Origin of the sequence: Gordonibacter massiliensis (ex Traore et al. 2017) (genome assembly GCF_019731765.1) — a bacterium.
Classification (GTDB): Bacteria; Actinomycetota; Coriobacteriia; order Coriobacteriales; family Eggerthellaceae; genus Gordonibacter; species Gordonibacter massiliensis.
On the sequence record NZ_JAASIO010000013.1, the window covers coordinates 1 to 17,169 of the forward strand.

Here is a 17,169-nt window from a genome sequence, read left to right on the forward strand (position 1 = left end):
AAGTCAGCGAGGCCCGCCCTCGTGCCCGAGATCGTGGGGATCGCGCGGGCGACGCGTACTTCGGTACGCGAGTCCGCGGGATCGCCGCGAGATCGGGTGCGAGGACGGGCCGCAGCGTCGAGTCGTTCCGGCGGCCGGCAGGCCGACGGAACCTGGAACGCGAAGTCCGCGGGATCGCCGCGAGATCGGGTGCGAGGACGGCCCGCAGCGTCGAGGGGTTCCGGCGGCCGTAGGCCGCCGGAACTCACCAGTTCCCGAACACGAAACGCTGTATGTCCTGGTTCGCCATGACCAGGAAGAAACCCAGGAACAGCAGCATGCCCGCTGCCGAGACGTAGTTGAGGGCCTTCGTGGACACGACGCGCCGCGAGATCTTCTGGAACACCTCCACCACGAAACGGCCGCCGTCGAGCGGCGGGATGGGCAGCAGGTTCATGATGCCAAGCGACACCGAGATCATGGCGGTGAACTGCAGAACCCCCATGAGCCCCATGTCCACCGCGCTCTTCGACATCACCGCGATGCCGATGATGGACGTGGAGTTCGACACGGTGTCGGCAGCCGTCGCCGGGTTGAACAGGCTGGCCACCATCAGCACCACCTGGCCGATGTAGGAGAAGCCGGCCTGCACCGATTGCAGCGGCGACATGACCGCATGGTAGAAGATGCCCGTGTTCGGGCTCTGCGCCTCGTAACCGATGACGGAGAACATCAGCACGAACAGCAGCACCGCGAACAGCAGGTTCACGAACACGCCGGCCACGAGGATGACCGAGCGCTTCCAGAACGGCAGCGCCCGGTACTGCTGCCGGTACTCGCTTTCGAACAGCGCAGGAGCGTCGGCCACGGGACGCGCCTCGCCGAGCGCATAGGACGGCGGGACAGCCTGCATGGCCGCCTCGGCGGCTTTGACCTGCTTCTTCGTGGGACGCACCTCGACGGCGCGGTACGTGTTGTACTGGTCCTTCTTCGTGGGGCCCTTGATGCTGCCCCATTCCACCAGCTCTTCGAGCGCCTCGTAGGCGTCGTCGTCGGATATGCCGCAGTCGCGCGCGATGTCCTCCATGTTGGCGGTGCCGCGGCGGTACAGCGCGGCGAGCGCCTGCTCCAAATGCGGGCTCATCTCGCCCGCTTCCATGCCGCACACCTTCGCGTACCCGCCGAGCGGCACGGCCGTCACGCCGAAGCGCGTGCCGCCCCGCGTGAAGCCGACGCTGGGACCGGGAAGGCCCAGCATGAACTCCGTCACCCGCACGCCGAACGCGCGCGCCGCCAGATAGTGCCCGCCCTCGTGGATGAACACGAGGAAGCCGAGCAGGATCGTGGCGTATATGATCATCAAAACTATATCCATGAACTCGAATCCTTTCGGGAACGAGACGAAAGCCTGCAACGCGCGGCCACCGCGCGTGCGCCCATTATAGGAAACGGGAAGCCCCGCAGGCCAGAGCACGGGAAAAACCTACAAGCGCTGTGGAAAACGTACACGAGTACGGAACGAAGAGCGCGTGCGGGCACCGGTGATCGGAGGCGCGAGCAAGAAGCGGACCGGAAACGGGGGGGTTCGCGACGAAAGCAAAACACCCGCCGCCGCAGCCAACCTAGCGCACTACGAGGCTGGCGAAGACGTCGTCCCAAAACGCCGGATCGGCGTCGTACTCGTAATCATGGTAGCCGCAAAGCACGAATCCGACGGTATCCCGATCCACCTCGACGAAGTACATCCTGGATATCCCCGTAGCGCCTTCGCGCGCGCTGGACTCGCCGAAAACGAAGGCGCGGCGCCCGTTCAACATGATGGACTCGGGCCCGGAGTAAACGACGTTTCGATAGTGCTCCGCCAGACCCCCGAACATCTGGGCCGATTGCTCCGATTCCTTGGCCTTCTCCTCCAGCATCGCAGCGCGCTCGGGAGCCTGCTCTTGCGCCTGCTCGGCGTATCCCAACAGATCGTCGAAGGCTATGCCCGAGACCTCCCCCACCGTGAACCCATGCGAGAAATCGTCATCGCCCACCAGGGCCTGCGAAACCGCGACCTCCTTGCCGAACAGATCCGTCGTCCTCGGCTCCGACTCGTCGATCACCCACAGGGTGTCGGGGTAGCCCAGGGAAACGCGGCCCACCGTCACCCTGTGGGGGAAGTCGACTGCGCCGTCGACCACCTGGACAAGCGGCGGGTTCTCCGTCGAGGACGGCGCGGAGGAACATCCCGTTGCTAACAGGCACCCGGCGAGCGTCGAAAGCGCGAGGGCGCAGCATGCCGCCCGAACGAAGCCGGGCCGCACCGCCCGTCCATACCTCGCGTCCATCTCGAACCTCCCTGCTGTCGAGTTCCGATCCGCCGCCCTTCGTTCTTAGCGCCCCGCGATCCACGCGCGCGCCTCGGCGCGGGCCCATGCGTCCACGGCTTCCAGCTGCTCCAAGCTCTCCACGCGCTCCACGTCGTGCGCGTCCATGACGGCCTCCACGCACTCCGCGATGCCCAAATACGTGCCCTCTTCAGCCAGGAACGCGGCCACGGCCACCTCGTTCGCGGCGTTCATGGCGCAGGGCAGCGTGCCGCCCCGCTCGCCGGCGGCGCGCGCGAGTGCGAGGCAGCGGAACGTATCGGTGTCGGGCGCGGCGAACTCGAGCGAGCCCAGCTTCGTGAAATCGAGCGGCTCCACCGGCGCGTCCCAGCGCGCGGGATACGACAGCGCGAACTGGATGGGGATGCGCATGTCGGTGGTGCCGAGGTGCGCCTTCACGCTGCCGTCGGCGAACTCCACCATGGAATGGATGGCGCTCTGCGGCTGCACCACCACGCTGATGCGGTCGTAGGGCATGGCGAACAGATGGTGCGCCTCGATGACCTCGAGGCCCTTGTTCATGAGCGTGGACGAGTCGATGGATATCTTCGCGCCCATGTTCCACGTGGGATGCGCGAGCGCCTGGGCGGGCGTGATGCCGCCCAGCTCGGCGCGCGTGCGCCCGCGGAACGGGCCGCCCGACGCGGTCACCCACAGGCGCGCCACCTCGCGCGCGTCCTCGCCCAGCAGGCACTGGTAGATGGCGCCGTGCTCCGAGTCGATGGGCATGAGCGCGCCGGCCGGCCCCGTGTCGGGTGCCGCGCCGTCCGCGCGTCGCTGCGCGTCGACGGCGGCCGCCAGCGGCATGATGAGGTCGCCGCCCACCACGAGCGACTCCTTGTTCGCCAGCGCCAGCACCTTGCCCGCGCGCAGCGTCTCGTAGCTCGCGCGCAGCCCGGCCGCGCCCACGAGCGCGTTCACCACGATGTCGGCCTCGGGCAGGCGCACGAGATCGACCACCGCTTGCGCGCCGAACCCGAGCGAGCCCCCGCCGCGCTGCGCCATGGCCTGGGCCAACGACGACGGCGCGCCGGCCGACGCCCCACGCGCCTGCGCGCGCAGCTCGTCGGCCACCGGCTCGCCCGCCAGCCGCTCGTCGCCCACCGCCAAATGGCGCACGCCGAACTCCCGCGCCTGCGCCAGCAGCTCGCCCGCTCGCGTGCCCACGGCCAAGCCCACGATCTCCAGCTCGTCGGCATGCCGTCGCGCCACGTCCAGCGTCTGCGTGCCGATGGACCCGGTTGATCCCAGAACCACGATGCGTTTCATGCGCGCCTCCTACAGCGATGGTGCATGCGTCCAACCATTCGCATTATCGCAGGTTGAGTATCGGTGTTACAAGTCGTTCGTAGAGTCAGCGAGAAGGCCCCCGGTGCGCCGAATTCGTGGGATCGCGAGGACGAAGCGTACTTTGGTACGCGAGCCCTCGAGATCGCGCGAAGGCGGTGCGCCGGGGGCCTTCGCAGCGTCGGCACGTTCCGGCGGTCGGCAGACCGCCGGAACCTAGTAGGGGATGCACCCTCCCCCAACCAGTAAGATAGCCGAGGTCACGGCCACCAGGAACAACGAGTCGCACCGATCGAGCAGGCCGCCGTGCCCCGGCATGATGGTGCCGGAGTCCTTGAACCCCGAATTGCGCTTGATGCGGCTCTCGGCCAGATCCCCCAACACGCCCATCAATCCGCTGATCAGGCCGAACGCCAGCGCCTGAAACACGCTCATCGTCACGCCGGGAATGAACGACATGCCCCACCAGAACAGCATCGAGGCCACGAGCCCGGCCAGGAAGCCCTCCCAGCTCTTCTTCGGCGACGTGCGCGGCGCCAGCTTGTGCTTCCCGAACTTGCTTCCCACCAGGTACGCGAACGAGTCGTTCGCCCACACGCTCAAGAATATGCCCAACACGAGCACCCCGCCCCACGGGTCGGGCAGCGCGCCGCGCACCACCACGATACCGGACAGCAGCAGCCCGGTGTAGGCGGCGCCGAAGAAGCTCACGCCCACGTCGGGCACGCGCGCCCGCATCCAGAACACGTACCATACGATCAGCGCCAGCAGCAACGCCAGGCTCACGTACAGCGCCCCGTTCAAGCCGAGGAAGAACACGCTCACGGGATACAGCATGGCCGCGATGATGCCCAGCATCTCGTTGGGCAGCTTCGCATCGGATCGCAGCATGTAGTAGAATTCGCCGGCCGAGATGCCGGCCGTGGCCACGAGCAGCGCGAGCGTGGTCCACTCGCTCGCCAGCACGCAGATCACGGAGACGGCGATGTAGATGAACCCCGTGCGGAACCGCACCTGGAAGTTCGTCGGGTTCTTCAGCTTCTTGGGCGTCTTGTCCTGCGCGAAATCCTTGAGCTTCTCCGTGCGCGTGCGCTCGTCGGCCGCACGCTCGGCCTCGAGCTCCGCATCGGGCCGCGCAGCCACCTACTTCACCGCCCCGAACCGCCGGTCGCGTCCCTGGAACTCCAACAGCGCGCGCAAGAACTCGTAGCGGTCGAAGTCGGGCCACAGCACGTCGGTGCACACGAACTCGGCATACGCGATCTGCCACAGCAGGAAGTTCGACACGCGCATTTCGCCGCTCGTGCGGATGAGCAGGTCGGGGTCGGGGATGTCGGCCGTGTACAGATGCCGCGCGAACGACTCCTCAGTGAGTTCCTCGGGGGCGCGCCCCGCGCGCACCGCCGCATGGGCCTCATCCATGAACGAGCGCATGGCATCCATCAGCTCCACGCGGCCGCCGTAGTTCACGGCCACCACGAGCGTCATGCCGTCGTTGTCCTTCGTCTTCTCCCACGCCTTGGCGAACGCGTCGCGCGTCTTCTTCGGCAGCGCGTCGGTGCGCCCGATGGTCATGACGCGCACGTGCTCCTCGTGCAGCCCGTCGACCTCGGCCAGCATGGTGGTGGCGAACAGGTTCATGAGGCCGATGACCTCGTCTTGGGGCCGCTTCCAGTTCTCCGACGAGAACGAGTAGATGGTGAGGTAGCGCACGCCCACGTCGGACGCGCAGCGGATGGTCTCGCGCACCGCCTCGATGCCGGCCTTGTGGCCGAACAGGCGGTTCTTTCCCCGCTCCTTCGCCCAGCGCCCGTTGCCGTCCATGATGACGGCCACATGCTCCGGCACCGCGGCAGCATCGAGCCGCGTCGGATCGAGGTCCGCCGGCGGATTCGGGAATATGTAGTCGAGCGGTTTGTTCATGTAAGGCACGTTTCGAACGAGGGAAGAGGGACGAACGCGGTTCGGGAGGGCGATCTCCCGATCGCCCGTTCGCGCGCTAGCGCGAAAACGCGAACCGCAGCTGCTTTTCCGGCTTCGCCGGAACGGGCGCTCTGGAGAGCGCCCCTACGGAATCAACCTGCGAGGTTTCCTTCGCAGCTAGATCTCCATCACTTCCGCTTCCTTCTTCTTGAAGGCATCGTCCACCTGGGCCACGTACTTGTCGGTGAGCTTCTGCACCTCGGCCTGCGCGCGGCGCTCGTCGTCCTCGGGGAGGTTGTCCTCCTTCACGGAGCGCTCGATGGCGGCGTTGGCGTCCTGACGAGCCTTGCGCACGGCCACGCGGGCCTCTTCGGCGTAGTTCTTGCACTGCTTCACCAGCTCGCGGCGGCGCTCCTCGGTGAGCGAGGGAAACGGCAGGCGGATGCACGAGCCGTCGTTCGACGGCGTCACGCCCAAGTCGCTCTCCATGATGGCGTGCTCGATGGCGCCCAGCACGCCTTTGTCCCACGGCTCGATGACCAGCATGTGCGCATCGGGCGTCTTGATGCCGGCCATCTGGTTCACCGGCGTGGGCACGCCGTAGTAATCGACCTTGATGCGGTCGAGCAGCATGGCGTTCGCCCGCCCCGTGCGCACCGAGCCGAACGCGTCGCCGAGCGACGTGAGCGCCTTCTCCATGCGCTCCTCGGCCTGCAGCATAATATCGTCAACCATAGCGGCTCCTTTCACCCAACTCCCTGCGGTGCGGCGGCGCGCACCGATCGTCCGCGCCGGAGCGCGGATGCATGTCTATTCTACCGTGGTTCCCACGTTTTCGCCCTTCAAAGCGCGCGAAATGTTGCCTTCGACCGTCAGGTCGAACACGATCATGGGCATGTCGTTGTCCATGCACAGCGACGTGGCCGTGGAATCCATGATGTTCAGCCCGCGCGAGAGCACGTCCATGTAGCTGATGCGGTCGAAGCGCTTCGCATCCGGGTTCTTGGACGGGTCGCTGTCGTAGACGCCGTCCACCTTCGTGGCCTTCATGAGGCAGTCCACGTCAAGCTCGCAGGCGCGCAGCGCGGCCGTGGTGTCGGTGGTGAAGTAGGGGTTGCCCGTGCCGGCGGCCAGGATGACCACGCGCCCCTTCTCCAGGTGGCGCACGGCGCGGCGGCGGATGTAGGGCTCGGACACCTCCTGCATGGTGATGGCGCTCTGCACACGGGAGAAGATGCCGTGGCGCTCGAAGGCGTCCTGCAAGGCCAAGGCGTTCATAACCGTGGCCAGCATGCCGATGTAGTCGGCCTGCGCGCGATCCATGCCCTCGGCCGATCCGGCCAAGCCGCGGAAGATGTTGCCGCCGCCCACGACCACGGCCACCTCGACCTCGTCCTCAACGATGTCGGCGATCTCGTCGGCCAGCGCGTCGACCACCTTCGGGTCGATGCCGTAGCCGACGTCGCCCGCCAGCGCCTCGCCCGAAAGCTTCAGCAGCACGCGCGGGTACGCGTAGCCGCGCTCGCGGACGCGCGCCCACTTCTCAAGCTCCTCGACGTTCTCTTCCGCCTTGGCCCTTTCATCCGCCATGAATCCAACCCCTTCGACGACCGTTCTGTGTGCATACGTTGAGCCAATCTTACCCGAAAACGCACGGGGTCGCGCTCTTTGCAGGGCCTTTTTCAGGCATTTCACGCAATGAGCAAACGCTAGGAGGGCCCTGACGCAAGCAGCCCCCTAGGCGAAAACCGAGGGGGCTGCGATGGCGCGTTGTTGCGAACGAGCGGGTGGCGAGGCTACGCCGCGTTCTGGTTGGAGCCGCCGTTTCCGCCGAGCAAGCGCTCGAGCATCGAGGACGACGAGCTGTTCTGCTGCGTGGCGCTCTGGGAGCTGTCGTCGGAGCCCAGCGTGACCTCGATCTGCTTCGTCTCGCCGTTGCGGTTCACCTCCAGCGTGACCTTGTCGCCGGGGTTCTTCGCGCGGATGTCCAGCATGAGGTCGCTCGCGGACTCCACGTTGTTCCCGTCGAACTTGGTGATGATGTCGCCCTTCTCGATGCCCGCCTCGGCCGCGCCGGAGCCGCTGTACACGTTGGCGACGTAGGCGCCGGAATCGACGGACAGGCCGTAGCGCTGGGCGTTCTGCGCGTTGACGTTCGACAGCGAGACGCCGAGCTGAGCGTGGGTGGGCGTCTTGCCGTCGATGATCTGCTGCGCGATGTTCACCGCGTAGTTCACCGGGATGGCGAAGCCGACGCCGGAGTAGTTGCCCGAATACGACGTGATGAGCGTGTTGATGCCGATGAGCTTGCCGTCGGAGTCGACGAGCGCGCCGCCCGAGTTGCCGGGGTTGATGGCGGCGTCGGTCTGGATCATGTTGGCGTAGATGGTGGTCGTGCCCGAGCCGCCTTGCTGGGCCGAACTGGAGCCGTCCATGATCTGGGAGCGGCTCGTGGCCGACACGATGCCGGTGGCCACGGACTGCTCGAGGCCGAACGGGCTGCCGATGGTCATGACCCATTCGCCGATGATGAGGTTGTCGGAATCGCCGATCTCGATGGGCTTGAGGTCGCTCGCGTTCTTGGCCTTCACCACGGCCAGATCGGAGCTGGGATCGGTGCCCACGACCTCGGCGTCGTACTGCTCGCCCTCGATGGTCACCTTGAGCGCGTCGGCGCCTTCCACCACGTGGTTGTTCGTGATGATGTAGCCGTCCTTCGTCAGCACGACGCCGCTGCCGAGCGACGACTGCGTGAGCGTGCCCGACCCGCTGTTGGAGCTGTAGCCGTATCCGTACATGCCGGCCGACTGGTTCGTGTACACGTCGATGGCCACGACGGAGGGCAGCGACTTCTTCGCCACGGCCTCGGGCAGCGTGAGGTCTTCGTCGTTCGCGTTGACGGAGCCGCCGTCCGTGGAGCCGATGACGGTTTGGGAGCCGCCGTTCGAGGACGAGCCGTTCGCGGCCTGCCAGATGCCGAACCCGCCAAGGACGATGACGCAGGCGAGCGCCGCGCCCGCGAAGGCGAGCAGGAACGTGCGCAAACCGTGCGACTTCTTCTCGACGGCGACCTTGCCGGGCGTGTGCTGCGGCTGGTAGGGCTGTTGGTAAGGCTGCTGGTAATAGGGCTGCTGGCCCGTTTGGGCAGCATGCTGGGCATGCTCGTCGCCCGGGTTCGGCGGAACGGGTCCGCCGACGGGGGTGTTTCCGTGCATATCGGTCATGTGGTTCACACTCCTTGGGTATCGTGGTGGTCGATGATCGCCATACTCAGTAGATGATGGCGCTACCATAGCACGTGAGGTATTTGATCAGGCCTCCTTTGACGCAAATGTCATCTTCGCGTCATGGAATTACACCGTTTGGTGTACAAGGCGTACACCGGCTGGATGAAGCCGTGCGAAAAGAAAACCCAGAACATGAGGACACCGACCGCACCAGAGCAACATACATACTTTCTCGTATTCAATAACCCGATATAAGCGTCAATTCATGATAATATACGAAATGGATGATGGAGAAAGACGCCTTTTCAAGGCTTGGACCACGAAAGATTGGGCAACAATGAAAGCGACCTCTTTGACCCTCAAACTCCTTCTCATTTGCCTGCTCGCCCTCGGTTTTTCACCTGCGCTCGCAAGCTGCTCGAGTTCGAACACCGTTTCGAACGCCCCTACTGCAAGGGAATCCGGATCGGATACGCCTGGCGTGAGTAAGAAGACAGATGACCAACAAACGATTTCGCCGAGGGAGCAACTCGTATCGAAGAAGCTCCGCTATTCCGACCAATCGAATTCCCCTTCGGCAACCTTTTATGCCTATGACGAAAACAATCAAATCGTTTCCGAGGAAACCAGCACTGCGTTTCAGCAATGGGAATATGATCTGGATGGCCGCGTTCTCTCTTGGTCGTCGGCCAAGTCAAAAGACGAACCTGTGGATGAAGCGAAATATTATCATTACGATGACTCCGGCTACCTTGCCGAGAAAATACAGGAGGGAGCCGAACTAGCGTGGATTGGGTGGACGCCTGCCATGATGCAGTATTCCCATCGCACGACGTTCGAATACGACAAGCCTTCCGACGTACTCACCATCACAGGCTACGGAGCCGAAGGCCAATTGGTGGGAACCGCAAAAACGTACTACGACGGAGGACGCAAATGGAGTGGACTTTCCGTCGATTTTGACGCAGGGGATAGCCCTGCGCGCATAGAAGTATTCGACCCCAGCGGATCATTGGCATTTCAACGCACCCGTCAATACGATGATTCCGGCAATCTCATAGAACTTACCGACTACTTCGTCCAAAGTGAAAGCACTATAGATACGACGTTTTGCTACGACAACTCGGGCAATTGCACAAGCAAATATCAATCGTATTCCAACGACGGTCCCATCTTGACGAAAATGACCGAGACTTACACTGCCGACGGTAAGCCTCTGCAAATCATGACATTAACAAAGGTGGACGGTGAAACAGATCAGTCGCTGGACATCCAAACATTCACCTACGATAGTTTGGGGAGACTCGCTTCAGAGATCAAATCAAGCGGATATTTGAACTCCTTCGATCCTCGATTTACATACGAAACGTATGAGTACGTTGAAAACAGCAAGTCCGCGGAAGCACCCGCTCTGCCCGATTTCTTCCAAAACCTGAAAAACAAATTCGCCATTGGAAAATGGGAAACCATAGATATGCAAAACGGAGAACCGCTCGTATCGATTGAGCTATTTGAGGACGGCACGGGAACGTTCAACGGAATCTTGGGCACATGGGAAAACGGGGGATCCGAATGCCTAACCTGTACGATAGAGAACAGGGTTCAATACATCATTTCCTTCAACGGAAATTCCCCAACAATATCGGGCTCGGCATCTGAGGGCGTACCCATAGTAGCATCCAGCCTCCAAAGAGAACTCGACGAAGAGGGCTATCCCCTCATCGCTTTTTAATCGTCTCATTCTCTAAAAGACGACTTATATCATCATGAGTATCTCGATCACCCGCGCATGCGCATTCGACCCTTTTTAATGGGAAGCACCTTCGCTGGTACGTACACGACGACACGATATAAGTGAGAAACAATAATAAGGAACAGGAAAAATGAAGCTCAAGTGAACTAAGTATCGAGAGGGAACGGAAGGAGAAACCAATGAAATTGCTTCGTACGGTACTCGCCATCGCCATAAGCGTGAGCATGGGGCTTTTGTCTGGTTGCAGCAACGGTGACGCAAGCAAAGAAGCGAGCTACCCTTCGAATCAAGCCGACGAAAATCGAGACAACGAGAGCGACTTTGTTCCCGAGGTCACGGACGGCTCGATCTCTCTCGACGAAGCCAGCTTTTCCGGCCCCCATACGTACATCGTAAAAAATGGTAGGTGCTATAAGGGATTCACGAGCTTCGCGCTATTCGAAGATCATGGACACATGGGGCTCGTATACGAGGACGGAAGCTTGAGCAAAGACACATACGGCTTCAACGTTGGCAACAGCGGCGACGAAACCTTGCTTACCGTCGACCGCAATAACGGCGACGGAATTATCTACACCTCTTCAGAGTTTTGTATGTATCCCGTCGTAGATTACGGTTATTGCCTCGGTTACGAACCAATAGACTTCGATGAGGTAAACGGAGTCGAAGTGAACGGGGATTATGACGCCACGGCAAAGGCTCTTGCCCAAACAGGTGTGTCTCTGAGAAAAAACTGGGTGACCAAGAGTCAAACGCTTCAATTCGGTCGCTACGTTAAATTTTTGCACTCCCAAACACCGAGCTCCGCCTCAGTCGGTTTTTACAAAGGCAGCCAATGGATAGATATGACTCTCCAAGTTAATCTTCCTTATTATGCATACGACTCCCTCGAAACCAATAATCTGAATTACGAGGACGCGCTTGTTGAAAAAACCAAGGACGGATACTTCAAAATAAATTTAGATAATGTGAGCCCCGGTATTTACATGATCGTAGACTACGATCCGAGCTCCTGGGAATATCTTCCAATCGAAATAATATAAAGAGACTTCAACATGATGCAGAAGAGCAGAATTTTCATTTTCTTTGATCGGAGAACCCTATGTTGAAACGCCTCACGAAAACACTGGCCATGTTGGCAATAGCGGCAACGACGCTGACGGCGTGCGCGCAGAACCCGGCTGATACCGCGACAGAGCAGGCCGATGCGTTTAATCAGGTTCCTGACGCGCTGCGGGCCGAGCCGTACACCGCAGCCACGTCCTTTGCGGCCGGATCGGGAACCGAGAGCGACCCTTACCAGATAGGCACAGCGGAGGAGCTCGCCTTCATGGCCGACAAGGTCAATTCCGATTTCACCGACGACAAGCCGTTCGCATCGGCCCACTACGTCCTCGTTTCCGACATCGTCCTCAATGACACAGGAGATTACGAGACGTGGACCGAAGCGGCCCCCCGCTTCGGCTGGGAGCCCATCGGCAACGGAACCGATCAAGCGCACGAATTCACGGGAACGTTTGATGGTGCCGGGCACGTTATCTCGGGCCTGTATCTCTGCACCGAAAGCACCGGTCACAACGTTTACCCGGCGCTTTTCGGCAAAGCGAACAAGGCATCGATCAAAAACGTCGACATCGAAAAATCGCTCGTGCGCACGTCCAACCAAGTGGGAGCATGTGGCGGATTGGTCGGCTTTGCCTATCGGTCGCAGGTGGAAAACTGCATCGTGGAAGCTGAGCTCGCATGCCAATCGGGAGCCCTCGGCGGAACGGGGGGCATTGTGGGCGAAACCATTAAAACGGACGTGCTCTCTTGCCAGTACAAGGGAAGCGCGACAGCGAACGAGGGCGCCGTCGGCGGCATCGTAGGGAGGTTTTCGGAAAAGTCGCTCGATTCCTGTACGAACAGCGGCTCGGTCACTTCCGCTGGTAGCGCAACCCCGGGAGGCATCGCGGGCGAAATCGCCGACGGAGGGAACACCAACTACAACGAAGGCACGTTCGAGGAAGTTCCCACGATGGTGACGAACTGCGCGAATAACGGCACCGTTGCATGCGATCAGGCCAACAGCGGGAATTTCGCCGGCGGTGTATGCGGGAGCGCATACTCCAGCCAATCATCGATCACTATCGACTCGTGCGAGAATTCCGGAACGGTACGGGCGAACGAGGGCACGCTGGGAGGGATCGCCGGAAAGGCGTGGGTCGACGAACCGCTGAATGCCGCCCTTGCCAACGAGAACCCGACCATCGTGATCTCTCGTTCAAAGAACACCGGATCAGTCGAAAGCGGGACCCCAGACTTCGCGCTTTCCAGCTCGGGGGGCATCGTCGGTTCCGCCCACGCGACAAAATCGGGCAGGTGCCGCATAGAATCCTGCGAGAACGCCGGGAGTATCTCAGGCACCAACTCCACCACAGGAGGTATTTGCGCCACTGCCCTCGTTCAAACCTCCGGTTCGCTGAACATTGACAGCTGCATGAACAAAGGAGAGCTCAACAGCAGCACAAATACCGGTTCCATCAAGGGAGGCATCCTCGGCTGGCTCCAAACCTGGACGTCAGGACAAGCCCCTTCGGATTCGAGCGATTATCTCGAAAACGGCACGCTGCCCGAGCCGCTCACTGCAGATGAGTTGGCATCCATCGACAAGGCAAACGGGGCAATCTCCATCACCGCCTGCTCGAACGAAACCGATGTGGCGCTTGACAAGGGAACGTTCGGCTCCGGCGGCATTGTGGGCATGCTCATGTCTCCCGGACGCCAAGAGTCCATGGCGATAGAGGTGTCACATTGCAACAATAGCGGAGCCGTAACGGCCAACGAATTCTGCTATCTGGGAGGCATTGTGGGAAACATCGCCTCCGAAGCCACTTGCATCACCTTAAGATCGTGCACGAACGATGGGAGCATAGCCACCGTGCTCGACAATCTCAGCAAAGACAATGATGAGATAACCGACGAGCAAGCGCTGCAAGCGCGACGAATGCTGGGCGGCATAGTGGGCGTTGCGCCGAAGCTGCTCACGACCATCGACCAATGTGCCAACACGGGAGACATTCGCATAGAGGGATCCGGCGAGCTCGTTTTCGCTAACGCCAAAAAGCGCATTGCCACCAACGGGGTAGCAGCCTGTCTGTACTAGAAAAGCTCCCGCGCATCTAGTCGAAACCGTCCCGCTCCGCACACTGCGGCTGGGCGGTTTCGCTTTCTCCACACATCAAGCGTGGTATGATGGGCATCATCGTCATCGAGGATGTGCAAGGAGCGCTCATGTCCGACCAAACGCCTCCGCGACGCACCGCCGCGCAGCGCTTCCAAACGCTGTACGTGCGCACGCTGCTGCGCCTGCTGCCGCACCTGCTATCGCTATTCCGGCATACGTCGCCGAGAATCCGCGCCGAAGTCGATTATCTGGCGCCGGGGTACACGTTCATGCTGTCCGTACGCGGGACGAATCTGACCTGCGTGTGCGCACGAACCGCCCAGGGCTCGTTCAAGCGCGTGCCCCCGCGGGACGTGGCCCGCGACGTGGAGCCGGGAAGCGGCCTCGACTCCGCCGACAAGAACGCGGCCACCGTCGACTACGTCATCGACTTCCGCTCGCTCGCCTACGCGTTCCTCTGCTTCTCGGGCGGCATGACGCTTCAGGACGCGCTCGCGCAGCGCGCGTTTTCCACGCGGGGCCCCAACAACACGGGCGTCGCCCTCACCTATATGTTCACGGCGCTGCTGAAGATGTTCTTCGGCTGGCGCAAGGCGTACCGCCCCAGCCCGTCGACGACGGCGACGTCGTAAGAGAGGAAGAGCCTGATTTGCCATAGCCTTCGTTTTTGTCCCCGTCCCGACAAGCGCTTGATCTGCTTTTATACGGAATAGCACCAGTTCATCGCGCTGGACAAAAAAGCGAGCTATGGTAGGTTTCGCACCGAAAGGCAAAGGAGTCAACGTGAAAGCATTCGAGTTCGCCTGCCCCACCAAGATCATCGCGGGAGTGCACGCGCTGGACAAGCTGCCCGACGAGCTGGCGGACCGCGGGGTAACGCATCCGCTGGTCATGACGGACGCTGGCCTGGTGAAGCTGGGAGTGGCGGCGAAGCTTACCGACGTGCTGGACGCGGCCGGCGTCGCCTACGACCTGTTCGACCAGGTGCCGCCCGACTCGTCGATGGACGTGGTGAACGAGGTGGCGCGCCTCTACGCCGAGCGCGGCTGCGACGGGTTCGCGGCCATCGGCGGCGGCTCGGTCATCGACACCACGAAGGGCGCGGCGGCCTCGCTCGCCTGCGAGGGCGTGGACTTCGCCACGCTGCAGGGCTCGGAGATCCTCCACGCGGACCTGCCGCCCTTCGTCGCCGTGCCCACCACGGCCGGCACCGGCAGCGAGGTCACGCTCGTGGCCGTGGTGGCCGACACGCACAAGCACGCGAAGCTGTCGTTCACCTCGTACAAGCTGGTGCCGCACGCGGCCATCCTCGACCCGGCGCTCACCTCGTCGCTGCCGCCGAAGCTCACGGCCACCACCGGCATGGACGCGCTCACGCACGCCATCGAGGCGTACACGTCCATCCAGAAGAACCCCGTGTCCGACGCGTTCGCCGTGAAGGCCATCGAGCTCATCGCGCAGAACCTGCCGCGCGCCTGCGCGCAAGGCGACGACGCCGACGCGCGTGCGAACCTGGCGCTGGCCTCGCTTTTGGCGGGTGCGGCGTTCTCGAACGCCATGGTGGGCGTCGTGCACGCGCTCGGTCATTCGCTGGGCGGCCTCTGCCACATACCGCACGGCCAGGCCATGATGATGCTGCTCCCCCACTGCGTGCGCTTCAACCTCTACCACGGCGTCCACGCGGGAGTGTGCGGCGAGCTGCTGGCGCACCTGGCGCCCGACCGCGCGGCCGAACTGGGTCCAGCGGCGATGCCCGCCGAGCGCGACCTGGCCTTCTGCGACGAGCTGTTCGCGCTGAACGAGCGTTACCACCGCGACTACGGCGTGCCCCTCAGGCTGTCCGAGCTGGGCGTGGAGCACGACCAGCTGGCCGCCGTGGCCAAGCAGGCCCGTTACGACGGCGCGGCCCTGTACAACGAAGTGGAGATAACGCTGGAAGACGCTCTGGAGATTCTGGAAGCGACGTACTAGCCACAAGGACGACCATCGTAGGGGCGGCCTGCTTGCCGCCCCTACGGGAAACCGACGAGCGCCGAGAGCAAAGGAACTGCCATGACCACCGCACCAACCTTCGAAAGCGTCGCCGACGTCGAGGCGCAGGCGCAGCGGATGCGCGATTGCTATCTGACGGGCGCCACGCTCGACATCGAGTTCCGTCGCCAGGCGCTCGTGAAGCTGAAAGCGTACCTCAAGGCCAACGAGGAGCGCATCCTGGCCGCGCTCACCGCCGACCTGGGGAAAGCGCCCTTCGAAGGCTACGCCACGGAGCTCGGCTTGGTGTACGACGAGATCAACGCCTGCCTCAAGCACCTGAACTCGTGGACGCGCCCGCGCCACGTGCGCACGCCCATCGTGCACTTCCACTCCACGTCGAAGGTGTACCCGAGCCCGCTCGGCGTGGTGCTGGTGCTGAGCCCGTGGAACTACCCCGTGCAGCTGGCGCTCGTGCCGATGGTGGACGCCATCGCGGCCGGCAACTGCGTGGGCTTGAAGCCGTCGCGCACGTCGAAGCACACGAGCGAGCTTTTGATCGACATCCTGGCCAACGTGTTCCCGCCCGAGTTCGCGTGCGGGTTCCCCGGATCGGGCGCCATGAACGACTGGCTGCTGGACGTGCGCTGGGACAAGCTGTTCTTCACCGGCAGCCCGAACGTGGGGCACACCATCATGGAGGCGGCGGCGAAGTTCCTCACGCCCGTCACGCTGGAGCTGGGCGGCAAGAGCCCGTGCATCGTGGACGAAACGGCCAACGTGAAGCGCGCGGCACAGCGCATCGCCTGGGGCAAGGGCATCAACTGCGGACAGACCTGCGTGGCGCCCGACTACTTCCTCGTGCACGAGAGCGTGGCGGACGGCCTGGTGAAACAGCTGGACGCATGCTTCCACCAGTATTACGGTGCGGACATCCTCGCGTGCGAGCAGTGGCCGCACATGATATCTCAGCGTCACTTCGAGCGCGTGATGGGGCTCATCGAGCACCGCAACCCGAACGCGTCGGTGGCGTTCGGCGGCCACGGCGACCCGGACACGCTGCGCATCGAGCCCACGTGCTTGCGCGGCGTGACGCTGGACGACCCCGTCATGGGCGAGGAGATATTCGGCCCCGTGCTGCCGGTGCTGACGTACCGCACGCTGGACGAGGCGTTCGCTATCGTGCGCACGTTCGAGAAGCCGCTCGCCACCTACGTGTTCAGCGACGACAAGAACGTGCAGCAGCGCGTGATCCGCGAGCTGCCGTTCGGCGGCGCCACCGTCAACGACGTGGTCATCCACCTGGCGAACAACCACATGGGATTCGGCGGTGTGGGCAACTCCGGCATGGGCGCCTACCACGGCAAGGTGGGCTTCGACTGCTTCACGCACTACAAGTCCACGCTGAAGAAGGGCACCTGGTTGGAGATGCCCATCCGCAACCCTCCCTTTGACGATGCGAAGATGAGGCTTTTGAAGATGCTGATGAAGTAG

14 protein-coding genes are annotated in these 17,169 nt (G+C 62.6%); 6 read left to right on the forward strand and 8 right to left on the reverse strand.

The genetic code is table 11. The features are described 5' to 3' along the window. Positions 1-244: 244 nt before the first annotated feature. The 8 genes from HCH03_RS12865 to HCH03_RS12900 all read right to left on the reverse strand — a co-directional run bounded on the left by HCH03_RS12865 (position 245) and on the right by HCH03_RS12900 (position 8,782). Complete coding sequence (locus HCH03_RS12865; RefSeq protein ID WP_221689821.1) at positions 245-1,354, reverse strand: site-2 protease family protein; 1,110 nt, start codon at positions 1,352-1,354, stop codon at positions 245-247. Between the two features lie 247 nt (positions 1,355-1,601). After that, entirely contained in the window at positions 1,602-2,309 is a 708-nt protein-coding gene (locus tag HCH03_RS12870; protein ID WP_221689822.1) for a hypothetical protein, read from the reverse strand. A 45-nt stretch (positions 2,310-2,354) separates the two neighbouring features. Next, the gene (gene dxr / locus HCH03_RS12875; RefSeq protein WP_221689823.1) at positions 2,355-3,617 is read right to left on the reverse strand and encodes a 1-deoxy-D-xylulose-5-phosphate reductoisomerase; all 1,263 of its coding nucleotides are present in this window, start codon (positions 3,615-3,617) and stop codon (positions 2,355-2,357) included. A gap of 234 nt (positions 3,618-3,851) precedes the next feature. Further along, a complete protein-coding gene (locus HCH03_RS12880) occupies positions 3,852-4,778 on the reverse strand; it encodes a phosphatidate cytidylyltransferase (RefSeq protein WP_080143690.1) in 927 nt (308 codons plus the stop codon). After that, the gene (locus HCH03_RS12885) at positions 4,779-5,558 is read right to left on the reverse strand and encodes an isoprenyl transferase (RefSeq protein ID WP_080143691.1); all 780 of its coding nucleotides are present in this window, start codon (positions 5,556-5,558) and stop codon (positions 4,779-4,781) included. It lies immediately after the preceding gene. A 177-nt stretch (positions 5,559-5,735) separates the two neighbouring features. Beyond that, on the reverse strand, positions 5,736-6,293 hold the full coding sequence (frr, locus tag HCH03_RS12890; protein WP_221689824.1) for a ribosome recycling factor: 558 nt from the start codon (positions 6,291-6,293) through the stop codon (positions 5,736-5,738). A gap of 75 nt (positions 6,294-6,368) precedes the next feature. Next, positions 6,369-7,148 carry a UMP kinase gene (gene pyrH / locus HCH03_RS12895; protein WP_246600025.1) on the reverse strand — a complete coding sequence of 260 codons (780 nt, stop codon included), beginning with the start codon at positions 7,146-7,148 and terminating at the stop codon, positions 6,369-6,371. Positions 7,149-7,354: 206 nt separating this feature from the next. Beyond that, positions 7,355-8,782 (reverse strand): S1C family serine protease, encoded by a 1,428-nt coding sequence (locus HCH03_RS12900; protein WP_221689825.1) that lies wholly within the window; start codon positions 8,780-8,782, stop codon positions 7,355-7,357. A gap of 268 nt (positions 8,783-9,050) precedes the next feature. Here HCH03_RS12900 and HCH03_RS12905 point away from each other — a divergent pair, with 268 nt between their 5' ends. The 6 genes from HCH03_RS12905 to HCH03_RS12930 all read left to right on the forward strand — a co-directional run bounded on the left by HCH03_RS12905 (position 9,051) and on the right by HCH03_RS12930 (position 17,169). Further along, on the forward strand, positions 9,051-10,517 hold the full coding sequence (locus HCH03_RS12905) for a DUF5052 family protein (RefSeq protein ID WP_221689826.1): 1,467 nt from the start codon (positions 9,051-9,053) through the stop codon (positions 10,515-10,517). 200 nt (positions 10,518-10,717) lie between these two features. Beyond that, positions 10,718-11,581, forward strand: a complete 864-nt coding sequence (locus tag HCH03_RS12910; RefSeq protein ID WP_221689827.1) for a hypothetical protein — start codon at positions 10,718-10,720, stop codon at positions 11,579-11,581. Positions 11,582-11,640: 59 nt separating this feature from the next. Beyond that, positions 11,641-13,683, forward strand: a complete 2,043-nt coding sequence (locus tag HCH03_RS12915; protein ID WP_221689828.1) for a hypothetical protein — start codon at positions 11,641-11,643, stop codon at positions 13,681-13,683. A gap of 128 nt (positions 13,684-13,811) precedes the next feature. Next, positions 13,812-14,336, forward strand: a complete 525-nt coding sequence (locus HCH03_RS12920; RefSeq protein ID WP_185904619.1) for a D-alanyl-D-alanine carboxypeptidase — start codon at positions 13,812-13,814, stop codon at positions 14,334-14,336. Between the two features lie 151 nt (positions 14,337-14,487). After that, positions 14,488-15,675 carry an iron-containing alcohol dehydrogenase gene (locus tag HCH03_RS12925; protein ID WP_221689829.1) on the forward strand — a complete coding sequence of 396 codons (1,188 nt, stop codon included), beginning with the start codon at positions 14,488-14,490 and terminating at the stop codon, positions 15,673-15,675. Positions 15,676-15,756: 81 nt separating this feature from the next. Beyond that, positions 15,757-17,169, forward strand: coding sequence for an aldehyde dehydrogenase (locus HCH03_RS12930; RefSeq protein WP_221689830.1), 1,413 nt, complete (start codon positions 15,757-15,759; stop codon positions 17,167-17,169).